Origin of the sequence: Paenibacillus montanisoli (assembly GCF_003268025.1) — a bacterium.
Classification (GTDB): Bacteria; Bacillota; Bacilli; order Paenibacillales; family Paenibacillaceae; genus Paenibacillus_Z; species Paenibacillus_Z montanisoli.
On record NZ_QLUW01000002.1, the window covers coordinates 39,849 to 52,098 of the forward strand.

13 protein-coding genes are annotated in these 12,250 nt (G+C 48.4%); 5 read left to right on the forward strand and 8 right to left on the reverse strand.

Annotation, left to right across the window (positions count from 1 at the left end):
- Nucleotides 1-64: 64 nt before the first annotated feature.
- Both DL346_RS09375 and DL346_RS09380 read right to left on the reverse strand, forming a co-directional pair.
- Nucleotides 65-319, reverse strand: coding sequence for a DUF7660 family protein (locus DL346_RS09375; RefSeq protein WP_112881886.1), 255 nt, complete (start codon nt 317-319; stop codon nt 65-67).
- 84 nt (nt 320-403) lie between these two features.
- On the reverse strand, nt 404-841 hold the full coding sequence (locus DL346_RS09380; protein WP_112881887.1) for a DUF6376 family protein: 438 nt from the start codon (nt 839-841) through the stop codon (nt 404-406).
- Nucleotides 842-1,043: 202 nt separating this feature from the next.
- On the opposite strand from DL346_RS09380, the gene DL346_RS09385 reads away from it, so the two are divergent.
- Nucleotides 1,044-1,913 carry an SPFH domain-containing protein gene (locus DL346_RS09385; RefSeq protein WP_112881888.1) on the forward strand — a complete coding sequence of 290 codons (870 nt, stop codon included), beginning with the start codon at nt 1,044-1,046 and terminating at the stop codon, nt 1,911-1,913.
- Between the two features lie 372 nt (nt 1,914-2,285).
- Here the strand turns inward: DL346_RS09385 and DL346_RS09395 are convergent, their stop codons facing one another.
- Together DL346_RS09395 and DL346_RS09400 are read right to left on the reverse strand one after the other, a co-directional pair.
- Nucleotides 2,286-3,359: a phosphotransferase gene (locus tag DL346_RS09395; protein WP_165822443.1), complete on the reverse strand. Its 1,074-nt coding sequence runs from the start codon at nt 3,357-3,359 to the stop codon at nt 2,286-2,288.
- 49 nt (nt 3,360-3,408) lie between these two features.
- Nucleotides 3,409-4,026, reverse strand: coding sequence for a chloramphenicol phosphotransferase CPT family protein (locus DL346_RS09400; protein WP_112881890.1), 618 nt, complete (start codon nt 4,024-4,026; stop codon nt 3,409-3,411).
- A 167-nt stretch (nt 4,027-4,193) separates the two neighbouring features.
- Here DL346_RS09400 and DL346_RS09405 point away from each other — a divergent pair, with 167 nt between their 5' ends.
- The 3 genes from DL346_RS09405 to DL346_RS09415 all read left to right on the forward strand — a co-directional run bounded on the left by DL346_RS09405 (nt 4,194) and on the right by DL346_RS09415 (nt 7,362).
- Nucleotides 4,194-5,495 carry an ABC transporter substrate-binding protein gene (locus tag DL346_RS09405; protein ID WP_112881891.1) on the forward strand — a complete coding sequence of 434 codons (1,302 nt, stop codon included), beginning with the start codon at nt 4,194-4,196 and terminating at the stop codon, nt 5,493-5,495.
- 82 nt (nt 5,496-5,577) lie between these two features.
- Nucleotides 5,578-6,456, forward strand: a complete 879-nt coding sequence (locus DL346_RS09410; protein WP_112881892.1) for a carbohydrate ABC transporter permease — start codon at nt 5,578-5,580, stop codon at nt 6,454-6,456.
- Nucleotides 6,457-6,471: 15 nt separating this feature from the next.
- Nucleotides 6,472-7,362: a carbohydrate ABC transporter permease gene (locus DL346_RS09415; protein WP_112881893.1), complete on the forward strand. Its 891-nt coding sequence runs from the start codon at nt 6,472-6,474 to the stop codon at nt 7,360-7,362.
- Here the strand turns inward: DL346_RS09415 and DL346_RS09420 are convergent.
- Nucleotides 7,352-8,032, reverse strand: coding sequence for a helix-turn-helix domain-containing protein (locus DL346_RS09420; RefSeq protein WP_165822444.1), 681 nt, complete (start codon nt 8,030-8,032; stop codon nt 7,352-7,354). The two genes, DL346_RS09415 and DL346_RS09420, sit on opposite strands and share 11 nt — an antisense overlap.
- Nucleotides 8,033-8,458: 426 nt before the next feature.
- Between DL346_RS09420 and DL346_RS09425 the strand changes: the two genes are divergently transcribed.
- Nucleotides 8,459-9,190 carry a class I SAM-dependent methyltransferase gene (locus tag DL346_RS09425; RefSeq protein WP_112881895.1) on the forward strand — a complete coding sequence of 244 codons (732 nt, stop codon included), beginning with the start codon at nt 8,459-8,461 and terminating at the stop codon, nt 9,188-9,190.
- A gap of 77 nt (nt 9,191-9,267) precedes the next feature.
- On the opposite strand, the gene DL346_RS09430 is transcribed toward DL346_RS09425, so the two are convergent.
- The 3 genes from DL346_RS09430 to DL346_RS09440 are packed head-to-tail and all read right to left on the reverse strand — an operon-like array spanning nt 9,268 to nt 12,245.
- Nucleotides 9,268-10,212, reverse strand: a complete 945-nt coding sequence (locus DL346_RS09430) for an ABC transporter permease (RefSeq protein WP_112881896.1) — start codon at nt 10,210-10,212, stop codon at nt 9,268-9,270.
- Entirely contained in the window at nt 10,205-11,134 is a 930-nt protein-coding gene (locus DL346_RS09435; protein ID WP_112881897.1) for an ABC transporter ATP-binding protein, read from the reverse strand. The genes DL346_RS09430 and DL346_RS09435 overlap by 8 nt, the downstream gene beginning before the upstream one ends.
- Nucleotides 11,135-11,171: 37 nt before the next feature.
- On the reverse strand, nt 11,172-12,245 hold the full coding sequence (locus DL346_RS09440) for a DUF4097 family beta strand repeat-containing protein (protein ID WP_112881898.1): 1,074 nt from the start codon (nt 12,243-12,245) through the stop codon (nt 11,172-11,174).
- Between the last annotated feature and the right edge of the window lie 5 nt (nt 12,246-12,250).

The window sequence follows — 12,250 nt, forward strand, 5'->3', positions numbered from 1 at the left end:
CCGTTCATGAAATGAAAAAAAGAGCGGTTGCCTTCGGCAAACTGCTCCAGTATACGAATGCTATTTATTCGTAAATTTTTGCCGCATATAAAATATCGGCAAACGTCTTCCATGTCGGTTGCTTTGGAACGAGCTGGTTTGTGTTGATATAGTAAGCATCCGAATCCGTAATCCAGGCTTCCATGGCCTCGAGGTACCTAGCTAAGGTTGGGTTTTCCCAGTCTTCATCATTCGTGCTTAAGTCATTCCTAAGAGCTGTGAGAAATTTGAGAAAATCCTCTTTTGACTTTATATCGTTTATCAATTCGTGTGGCTGCATTGCAGTCCTCCTAAAAAAAAATCCGCGGAGACCGCGGATCTTCATATCCGGAATATGGATCACCGACTACCGGACGTCCGGCAGTTACGCTCCTAAATTTTCGATTCGGTTCATCAAGCTCGTTATTTCGTTGATTGTTTTTATGATCGGTGAGTTCTGAAGCTGATCCAGTGCAAGATGGCCTTCTGCCAACACTTTATTGATCTCTTGCAATAATACGTTATTTTTATCGATCAATTGTTGATGTAAATCTTTTGCGATCGCAGGGGCTTCGGTCAGATTAAATTGTTCGATTTCCTTTTTTAATGCCTTTAGCTGGTCTTCTAGCTTTTGCTTGGTTTCAGGATTAGTAGCGGCATCTTGGATCATTTGCGGTGCTTGTTCCGCAAAATCAGCCAATTTATTGATATGTTCCTGAGCTTGATCTACGTACTGTAAGGATTGGTCTGCTTTTTCTATAAGAGAGCATGCACTTAGCGTCATGGTTGAAAGAACGAATAAAAGCATCATCAGCTTTCTCATACCAGTATCTCTTCCTTCCGTTGATTTTTATTATGTTTTTTTACGTATGTCGGTAAAAAGGGTTTCATTAACCTAGCTTCTGCAACGCGATAGTATCCAGCTTTTCCTCAAGTACCGACCAATAATCGAATTGTAAAATAATCCTAAAAGTGATATCATCACTATATCATAATGATATTCAGGAAAGCGAGAGGTGTCGCCAATGATCGAAAGGAAAGCCTGGTACGTAAATGGATTCATTGCATTGTTACTGTTCGCTGTAATAGCGGCAGGCGCCGTAATTTGTTTAGTTTACGGAGTAGGCGCAAACCCGAGCGGGCTGCTTATTTCGTGTTCCGCCGTACTAATGTTGCTTTTACTAATCGGATTGAGTTCGCTTGTCATCATTCATCCGAACCAAAGCAAGGTCATCACCTTCTTTGGAAAGTATGTCGGCACCGTGCTTGAAAGCGGCTTTTGGATGGTTATGCCTTTTGCTGCGCAACGAACCGTGTCGCTGAAGGTGCGAAACTTTAACAGCCAGCAGCTTAAAGTTAACGATGCCGAAGGGAATCCGGTGGAAATCGCCGCCGTTGTGGTCTTCAAGGTCGTCGATACGGCGAAAGCCACCTTCGACGTGGACCAGTACGAGAAGTTCGTTGAAATTCAAAGCGAGACGGCCGTCAGGCATATCGCCGCCCAATATCCTTACGACAACTTCGCGGATCATGGTTCCTTCACGCTGCGTGGCAACGCTGACGAGGTCGCGCATGAATTGATGTCCGATCTGCAGAACAGGTTGTCCATTGCCGGCGTGCAGATTTTAGAAACCCGCCTTACCCACTTGGCCTATGCCCAGGAGATCGCAAGCGCCATGCTGCAGCGTCAACAAGCATCAGCCATCGTAGCGGCTCGGCATCTCATCGTAGAAGGCGCGGTCGGCATGGTCGAGATGGCCTTGCGCCGACTTGAGGAGAACGGCATCGCGCTCGACAGCGAACGGCGCGCAGCGATGACGAACAACCTGATGGTAGCAATCGTATCGGATAAAGGCGCAACTCCCGTCATTAACACGGGCACGCTGTATACGTAAGGTGTGATGACATATCGCGACCGATAAGAAAGCATTTCCGCTTCGTCTCGATCCTGACATCTACCGAGCGCTGGAGCAATGGGCCAACGATGAATTCCGCAGCGTAAACGGACATCTCGAATTTATTATTCGCGAGGCGTTGAAGCAGGCGAACCGCCTGCCCGGGCAGCCGAAACGGCCGTCATCGCCTGAATCTGCGCCATAACGCCAAAAAGCTAACCACCACGTTCATGGAACGTGGTGGTTTTTGTTTGTCAATCGATGCCAATGTTTCTCCCCATAGCTTCATCGCATCCGGATAAGCCCCTCCTAATAATGTTAATCCCATGAATATTCAATATCATAAATAATTAACGATATTAAAAAAGCAAACTAGATGAACGCAGCCTGCCATTTATCCAATTCCCGTACAATGCGCAATGCAAATTCTACTTCATCAAGCATTCCCGACGCATGCCGCCGTGCTGCTTCCTCATCATCCAGCAAGGCAATCCACCCGCCGATGGACCAAAGCGGTTGCCGTGCGATCGCGAGCGGGAGAGCCATTCGTTCTATGATTGACAAGCGCTCGGACAACCCCTCATTATATGCGTCGATAAGATTTCGTAATCTGCTCAAACGCTTCTTCGAGACTGGTTCATTGGCACAATCGAAGAAGTACAGTGTCAATGCAAGATCGTCGATTCGTGCACGTTCGCCCATGAAGTCAAAGTCGGCAACGAGTACGATGCGATCATTACGGATGAATACATTCGTATCCCAGTAATCACCATGCACCACCTGCCGCGGAAGCATTGGGACAAGCTTTTGTTCACCCTCAAAGACCAAGTGAGCCAGTTCCTCTGCAGCCTCTGCGAGTCTGAGATGATTTGAGCTTTTCCATTCACGGATTCGTTCAGTGCCTCGCAGTGTCATGTCTATCGCTTTTTGCGGCTCGATGTGATTTGCAAATAGCGGGCTCCTTCCTGCCGCGCTAAATTGTACTTCCTTAAGTATCGTATGAATCTGACCTAGCACTGGAAGTCCGAGCATTAAGTTGTCATATACAGCCATGCGGGCATCTTTCTCTACGTATTTCTCGACTTCTACAAGTCGCTCGTCAAACGTAATCCATTGGTGACCGTTCCGTGTTAAGATCACTTCCGATGTTGGTACGCCGTTTACTTTAAGCGCTTGACGAGCGAGCTGGATGTCCGACAGTCTGGCTTCGGTAACGTACGGACGGTATACACGAACTACATAGCGGTTCTGGATATCTGTAACTAGCAAGTTCAAGGTATCTGATCCACCGAGGTCGGTGCCGTCTTCTAGGATATGCAGCCCAAAATAGTGACGCACTGCCTGAAACAGCTCTGCCGATGGTTGTGCGCGAAGACCGCGGACACCGCCTCCTGCATTATCCGTCACTGCTTTTTGGATATCTTTTCCGATTTCATGATCCGTCAACGCACATTCATCCCCTTTATCCATCTCATTGCGATCATGAACGTATCATTTATAAAGTCGCAATTTGCTTGAATGCGGAAAACGGTTCCCCCTCTTCGAGGCGCAGGCGTATTTTACCAGCACATTCTTCTGGACTTTGAACCGAGGTGTCGACTTCCAAGTCGTATATACCTGGCGTATGGACGGCATCCTGCCACAACCTCACCGGATAAGGGACGGTTCCATCCTTTTCGTAACCGGCCTTCCACGTTGCAATCCGCCGCTGCATCACAACCTCTATCGGGCACCTCACGCCCACAAACAAAACGGGAAGCCCGCTGAGAATTCGGGCACAATTGGGAAGAATCCCAAGCGGCGCAGAATATTCATCGTGATGACCAACATCAACGACAACATTCAATCCAAGCCGGCTGTGCGCAGCAATGGACTCATACATGGCAACATACAGATTCGCAATAAGCGGCTCAAGGTCGGGGCGTTCTCCGCCAGGTCGTAGTCCGATTCCCGGCCGGAAGCGTTCGGGTGTCATCTGCATGAACAGATCCACCCCCATGTTCATCCACACCCCATCAAATCCATTTTGAATGACAGCGGCGATACTTGACTTGCCGGATCTTGGCGTTCCGTTTAAAATAACGATTTGACCAAGCGCTTTTTCTTTGCACATCAGTTTATCCTCCTTCGCCTCGATATCAAAAAAGTCCATATCTTGTACGGATAATTCACATTGAAACCGTTACCATTTCAGCATTATAATCTGCTTAACATCTTAGACTCTCACTAGTATTAACTATAATTGGGTGATTTTCAATTTTGGAAGGGGTCGAGTGGGCAATGAAGAAGACATGGAAGCTGACAGCCGGATCGATTGCAATTCTATCGATGACTCTCGCTGGATGTAGCAACTCTGGCGGATCCGATGGAGAAGTCATTACCCTGAAATGGAGCACATGGGGCAACCCCGGAGAATTGAAGCGCTTCTACGAATTGACGGATCAGTATAACAAAGATCACCCGAACGTAAAAGTGGAGCTCGTAGCCGTTCCTAATGACGGGTACGAGGAAAAGATCATTACGCAGCTTCAGGGCGGTACGGCACCTGATGTTTTCTACGCAGGCGACCAGACGGTCGTCAAGCTGATCGCTAACGGCACGATTTCCGAGCTGACTCAAATGATGGACCAGCCGAGCAGCCCGATCAAAGCTTCTGATTTTGCCGATGGATTATGGGGCGGCGCCAAGAAGGGCGATCAAATCTTCGGCGTAACCGTCGACTGTAACCCGCTTGTCATGTACTACAATAAAAAAGTATTGGCGGATGCAGGCATTACCGAAGATCCGAACCAGCTGTATGAAGCGGGCCAGTGGAACTGGGCGAAGCTCTCCGAGTTGACCGCGAAAATTAAAGCGGCCGGCAAATACGGCCTCGTACTGGAAGATTGGTCTTCCCCGATCTATTCCTGGGTAACGACGAACGGCGGTAAAGTGTACGATCAAGAACAAGGCGGCCAATTCGTCGGCGATAAGGATCCAAAGACGATTGAGGCGTTCCAATACTTAGCCGACAACGTGAAGAACGAAAACTTCGTCTTCTCCGGCTCCCTGCCGAAGGGTCAAGGTCCGGATGCGATGTTTATGTCCAACCAAGTCGGTTTCGGCATCGCCGGCCGTTGGTGGGTACCGCAGTTCAATGCTAACACGGCGCTGCAGTATGATATCGTTCCGCTGCCTACGAATACCGGCAATAAAATGGAGCCAGCCGGCATCCCTACCGCTTATATGGTCATGAATAAAAAGACAGCTCATCCTGAGGAAGCCTATGCGTTCCTCTCCTACTTCGTATCCAAGGAAGGCCAACAGTTCCGTCTGAAAGGCGGCAATGCCGTTCCTTCCGTATCCGGAGTCGATGATCTGGTTCTCGATAAAGATGCACAGCCTGCGCATGCGCAATACTTCCTCGACGCTCGTGAAATCGGCTATGCGCTCTGGCCGTCGGAATCCGGCGTACCAGGCGCATCGGATGTCGTGAAGGATAACTACGACCTGCTCCTTCTCGGCAAGCAGGACGCAGAAACGACGCTGAAGAAGATGGCTGAAGGCGTGAATAAGAAAATCGCCGAAGCGGGCGGTAAATAACGGACTAATAACCATTGCTGAAGGGGAGGAATTCATTCCGCCCCTTCTCTACTATTCAATCCATGTATTCAGGAGGGCCACCATGAATCCTAAACGATCGAATGCGATTTGGGGATTTGTCTTTATTGCACCGCAGCTGATTGGGCTTCTAGCGTTCTCACTAATCCCGCTCATTGCGGCCTTCGTGCTCAGCACGCTGGATTGGGACGGGTTTGGCGCAGCAGCTTTCATCGGAATCGACAACTTTACCTATGCTTTCAAAAATCCTGATTTTCAGAAAGCAATGACGAATACGTTGTATTTCTCCGTATTGACGGTTCCTATGGGCATCTTCCTCTCCTTGCTGACGGCTGTTGCCCTGAACAATGTGCGCATGCGCGTCGTCTATCGCTTGTTCTTCTTCATGCCCGTCGTGACGAGCTCCGTCGCGGTAGCCATCGTTTGGATGTGGCTGTTGAACGGAGATTTCGGCATCATCAATGTCCTGCTTAAGCTCACCTTTGGCATACAAGGACCGCAATGGCTGACCGATCTGCATCTTGTCCTCCCATCGCTGGCCATCGTGAGCATTTGGAAAGGCATCGGTTTTAATATGGTGCTGTTCCTCGCAGGTCTGCAGGGCATTTCCAAAGATTACTACGAGGCGTCGATGATCGACGGCGCGACTAAGAACCAACAATTTTGGCGCATTACCCTGCCGCTTCTGTCGCCGACAACCCTGTTCGTGACCATCATTGCCGTCATCGACTCGTTTAAAGTGTTCGATACTGCTTTTGTTATGACGAGCGGAGGCCCGGCAAAAGCAAGCTATACGATGGTCTACCATCTCTACGAGCTGGCCTTCAAAAATTTCCAATTCGGCAAGAGCTCGGCTGCTGCAGTCGTTCTGTTCGTCATTATACTGTTCTTCACGCTGCTGCAAACTCATTTGTCCCGCAAATGGGTACATTACGCTGACTAAGGAGGGTGGATGCTAATGAATACGGTTAAGACGGAGCCGGTTCAAGCGCTTCAGAAGCGTACCCAGCACCGCGCTCCTCATTTGAAGCTGGATATCTCTAAACTCGTACTCCACCTTGTGTTGATCATCGTCTCGACCATTATGATTGCGCCATTTTTATGGATGGTGTTCAGCGGTTTGAAGGATATATCCCAAATCTTCATCGTCCCGCCTACCCTGTTCCCGCATCCGTGGTACTGGGAAAACATCCATCGTTCGTTAACGGCGATGCCATTCGACAAAGCTTATTTCAACAGTGCATACATCTCGGTATCGATCGTCATCGGACAGCTGCTCACCTGCTCCATGGCCGCATACGCGTTTGCCAAAATCAACTTTCCGATGCGCAACCTTCTGTTCATCGTCTTCCTGTCCATGTTGATGGTGCCTGAGCAGGTTACAATCGTGCCGCTTTATATCATTCTTAAAAACCTCGGCTGGCTGGATACGCATCTTTCGCTGATCGTTCCCGATTCGTTGTTCAGCGCGTTCGGCGTATTTTTGCTTCGTCAGTTCTTTCTTGGCATTCCGCGCGACTTGTCCGAGTCCGCTTATGTGGATGGGGCCAATATGTGGACGATCTACTGGCGCATTATGATTCCGCTCGTCAAGCCGGCATTGGCCGCTCTTGCCATCATCGCTTTTCTTGGTACGTGGAACAATTTCTTTAGACCGGTTATTTTCCTTAGCACGACGGACAATTATACCGTTCCGCTCATGCTGAGCACGTTCAAAGGCTTGTACGTTACCGACTGGACGCTTATGATGTCTGGCTCAACGATTGCCGTGCTGCCTGTCCTTCTGGTTTACCTGCTTCTTCAACGCTATATTATTGAAGGCATTACGATGACGGGCATTAAGGGTTAACGTAAATGTATGTATTGATGGGGTATTTCTCGTCAATGCTCTCTTCGTACACGATATGATTGTCGCTCGGAGTCGCGTATTTGCCTCTGTAAGCGGAAGCGGAAATTCCGAAATAAGCGGCGAATGTTCGGGAGAAGTAATGATTTTCGGAGTATCCGCACTGAGCGGCAATCTCATTAATGCTAAGCGTGCTGTGCCGCAAGCTGTACGCCGCGCGCTCAAGCCTCATCTGTGTAATCATTTGGCGAACCGGAATGCCTACTTCCTTTGCAAACAACCGCGATAAGTGCTCGGGCGACAGCTTGCAATGCTTTGCGATATCCGACACTGTAATGGGACTGACCAAATGGTTACGCATATATTTGAGTGCCTTGCTCACAATCAGGGAATAAGAGGAACCGGCAACGGTTTCTTTTTGTTTGTTGTTCAACTGATTCAGCTCATGCAGCAGTGCAGCGAGCAGGATGCTGCTCCGGCCTCTGTCTTTGTCCCAATAAGATACTTCTAACAAATGACGAATGAGCTGCTCTTGAAAGCCGCCTTCGCGGATTGGAATCATGTCCGGTCCATTCTCGCTTAACAGCTCCAAGCTGAACGACCCGTCGACGCTAAAGTGAAGAAACTGATGCCTAGTGGCGGATGTTTCACTGAATAGATAGCTATGCGTCACACCTGCCCTCGTAATAATCCAACAAGGACGGTCAATGGTATAGGATCGATCAGCAATTCGGTAGATTGTTCCTGTTCCTAACGGAAAAAAAACGAGTTCATGCTGCTCTAATACACGCTTATCCAGCTTCCAGCTGCGCCTAACAACGAAATCACCGCAAAGATGAAGCAAAGGCAGATTCATCCTGACATCAACTCCTATTCGTCAATTAGCCCTTCCAGTAATGTAATTGTAAGCGATTTCGCTAAAAGTTTAAATATAGTGACAGAACTATATATGAAATGCGAAAATTCGACAAAATAAACAAGCCTCCCCCGGTATGCAGCCGGAGGAGGCTTGTTTCAGAGATCGTCCAAGCATGTCCTGCTAGACTTGAATAAATTAACAGATGAGTAAGCGTTTATTCAACGTAGAGGAGTGATTCTATTGGACAATCCGCTTATCCAACATGCTGTTAAAAATAACTTTTACCTAAAAAGCGGTTATAAATCCAGAAAAGAACCTGCCTATTATTATGGGACTGGGGAAAACGGTATTTCTCAGCCTCAGGTTTATGTTTTAGCACACTATTTAGGAATGAAGCTAGGCTGTAAGTATGTTATCGATATTGGCTGCAGCACGGCTATAAAATTAATACAATTATATCCCGATTTCCGTATTATCGGCATCGATTATGGTGAAAATCTGCAGATCTGCACGAACAGTTATCCATACGGAACATGGATTGAACATAATCTTGACCGTCCTCAGAAGCTGCAAATACAAGATTCGATCTTAAAAGATTCGATTATTATTTGCGCAGATGTGATTGAACATTTGGTTAATCCGGCTTATTTGTTATGGAATCTCAAAAAGATGATGGAGTTCTCTCCCGTATGTCTGCTGTCGACTCCGGAAAGAGACATTGTACGAGGAATGGATGAGTTTGGTCCGCCTAAAAACTCCTGCCATGTACGAGAATGGAATCTATCTGAACTCAACCATTTATTTCATTCCTTGGAATTTAATATTAAATATACGGGGTTAACCGTATCCGTTAATTGGAGTGACGCCAGAAGAACATCATTACTTGTACTGGGAAATAACGATCCCTCGGATTCTAGATCGGCAATGCTTGATTCTTCGGAAGTTCGGGCTAATATGGATAGCATCATTTAAGCGTTTAAAAAGAAGCCCCGCCCAAACACTTGTATAGGCGGGGTTATCTCATGGAATGGCCGAAATGGCACTCTCGTCTATGCGGCCACGTCTCTTCGGGTGAAGACCGCCCATGCAACCAAATTAAATAAGAGGTAATAAACAGCCAGCACCTTGATGGAGAATGCGAGCGTCATCCCTTCCTGATAAGGCCTTCCGCTCAGGTACTGCGATAAACTGATATTGGCAAACAGCATATATTTGCTCCAATCGTAAGACTGCAGCAGCTCCATCAGAATGGAACCTGCGAACAAGGCAAAGATGGAGAAGCCGATCGCCATTGTGCTGCTGCGGAATGCGGAAGAGATCATGAATGCCATGGTGACGAATATGATCGTGGAGACCCCATTGAGCAAATACGTTTGCCATAAGTTCGCGACCATGTTCTTCTGGACGATTTGCCCTTCAGAGTTAACGGTCAATAGAGGCAAATCCATATTCCCGAACTGGTAAAGCAGTCCGTTCACGAGTATAGATACGATGAACAATATAATGAGCAGCGCGAAACCGAACATGATCATGGATATATATTTAGACACTAGAATTTTGAACCGGTTTGCCGGCCGAATGAGCAGCAGCTTGATCGTACCGGTGGCGAACTCGCCTGCCAAGCTGTCACCTGCAATAATAACCGTAAATAATGTAATCAAGATGACCAGCTGCGCGGAACCGTTAATGCCTTCCCACATCGTGCTATCCGTGGGGCGAATCTGATGCTCTAACCGATAATCATTCACCATCTTAGCTTCTTCGAAATACGCTTTGCTTTCCGGATCCAGATCCGGATCGCTCAGTCTCTTATCAAAGACTTGGTTTTCCTCCGTCACCTGCTGCTGCCATGTGGTCGTTTTCGCTTCTTTGCCGTCGTAATACCATTCGACGAAGCTGCCGATGAGGACCGCAATGACCATAAGCCCGATCATAATCCAAGTCCGCGGGCGGCGGTATACCTTCATATTTTCATTGAGAACCAAATTAACCAATTTGCTCGCCCCCTGTCATTTCCAAGAATCGATCTTCCAGCGATTGGCGTACGGCGCGGGCACCATAAATACTGATATTGAGCTTCATCAGATGCGTTAAAATGTCCGGTATCCGGTCACGCTCGGTGATGACCTCCATCCCCTCCGGAACGGCTTTCGCATCCTTGACGCCGGCCATGCTCCGAATGCCCTCAATAATCTCTTCGTCCGGCGAGGCTTCAATGAGGTAAGTCTGCGTACGATCGTTTGATCCGATGAAATCTTCGATCAATTTCACATCCACCAGCTTGCCTTGCTTCAGAATCGCCACCCGGTCGCACATCAGCTCCATCTCGGATAATAAATGACTGGAAACGATAACGGTAATCCCCTCTGTCCGGGTCAAATAGCGCAGGTAGTCGCGCAGCTCGCGAATGCCCGCCGGGTCAAGCCCGTTTGTCGGCTCATCCAGGATCAGCAGCGAAGGTCTGTGCAGCAGTGCCTGGGCGACACCCAGACGCTGGCGCATGCCCAGCGAGTATTTCTTCACTTTATCGTGAATCCGATTCTCCAGCTTGACCAGCCTTACCACTTCATCGATCCGTTCTTTGGTCACCCCCGGCACCATGCGAGCGTAATGGATTAAATTGCGATAACCGCTCAAAAACTTGTACATTTCCGGATTTTCTACAATGGCTCCGACATGGCGGATGGCTTGCTCAAACTCACTCTTAATATTTTTCCCTTTAATGATAATCTCGCCTTTGGTAATCGACATCAAACCGACCATCATGCGGATCGTCGTCGTCTTCCCCGCTCCGTTCGGACCCAAAAATCCGAAGATTTCTCCTTGCGGTACGTCAAAAGTTAGATTGTCGATAATCGTTGTACGTCCGATACGCTTCGTCACATTTCGTAAGCTTACGACCGATTCATTGCTCATGCGTCGCATCTCCCTTTTTTTCACTAAAAATTTTAATTTATTTGGAATTGATGACGATATCGCCGGAAATAGCCTCTACTTCTACCCTCCATGTACCGTCGCCGACTACGCCGTTCAGCAGCGACACGTTGTCGTCGTTCTGATCTTGCTCGATTGGAATGGGAAGATGCGTTTGAATGCTGCCTCCGCTTGTTTTCGCATGCAGCGCGTAGCCTTCGTCTTCAGCTAAGATCAATTTGGTTTGGCCGGAATGAGACGTGATATGGGTATCGCCCTGGATCTGATCCGACTGAATATTCGAGTACTTGCTTTGCAGCTTTACGGGACCAGTAATCTCCCGCAAATAAACAGGCCCGTCCACCGTTCCTCCTGAAACCCCGCCCTTAATCCGTGAAATAAAATTGCGGCTAGAATCGGCGTCAAGCGTGATCTGACCTGTAATTTGGTCCAAGTTTGCATCCCCGGATCTGTTGACCAAGCCAATATTCCCCGAAATATCGGACAAGTAGGCACTGCTGTAAGTCGACGTTACGGAGATCTTTCCGGTTACATGGACCATCTCCAGCATCCCGCTGACCGCAGCGACATCGACATCCCCTCTTATCCCATCGATCAGTACGGAACCATATTCGCTGGCAATGGAGAGCTTCATCTCATCCGGGATGAGAAGCACGTAATCGATAGCTTCGGAATGGGGGTCGATCGGCTTCCCATCCGCCGTGGAAACGAACGATAGCCTCCCATCTGCGAACTCCTCCTCCACCTTGACCGCATCTCGTTCTCGATTTGCGTCATCCTGATTGCTGGCGGAAACCGTAACCGTATATTGCAAGCGCACCTCGGGATCCGATGACCGTTTTACCGAGATCGTTCCACCTGCACCGGAAAGCGATATCTGATCAATATCCTTCCGCTTGACCACAAGTTCCCGAGAGGCCGTAGCCGTGACGTCCGGGTGTGCCGCATCGTATTCCCGCATCTTCTGCTCATTCACGAATTGATTGGCGAACTTCTCGAACAGCTGCACCTGTCTCGTCCAAATATCCGCGATGAAGAGGAAAACCAAAACGGCGACCGAGGTTAGAAGAAGCGTCCTTTTCTTACGAAACATCCCCT

Coding starts and splice junctions, on each gene's coding strand:
- DL346_RS09375 (WP_112881886.1), bottom strand. CDS start 319: ATGCAGCCACACGAATTGATAAACGATATAAAGTCAAAAGAGGATTTT.
- DL346_RS09380 (WP_112881887.1), bottom strand. CDS start 841: ATGAGAAAGCTGATGATGCTTTTATTCGTTCTTTCAACCATGACGCTA.
- DL346_RS09385 (WP_112881888.1), top strand. CDS start 1,044: ATGATCGAAAGGAAAGCCTGGTACGTAAATGGATTCATTGCATTGTTA.
- DL346_RS09400 (WP_112881890.1), bottom strand. CDS start 4,026: ATGTGCAAAGAAAAAGCGCTTGGTCAAATCGTTATTTTAAACGGAACG.
- DL346_RS09405 (WP_112881891.1), top strand. CDS start 4,194: ATGAAGAAGACATGGAAGCTGACAGCCGGATCGATTGCAATTCTATCG.
- DL346_RS09410 (WP_112881892.1), top strand. CDS start 5,578: ATGAATCCTAAACGATCGAATGCGATTTGGGGATTTGTCTTTATTGCA.
- DL346_RS09415 (WP_112881893.1), top strand. CDS start 6,472: ATGAATACGGTTAAGACGGAGCCGGTTCAAGCGCTTCAGAAGCGTACC.
- DL346_RS09435 (WP_112881897.1), bottom strand. CDS start 11,134: ATGAGCAATGAATCGGTCGTAAGCTTACGAAATGTGACGAAGCGTATC.
- DL346_RS09440 (WP_112881898.1), bottom strand. CDS start 12,245: ATGTTTCGTAAGAAAAGGACGCTTCTTCTAACCTCGGTCGCCGTTTTG.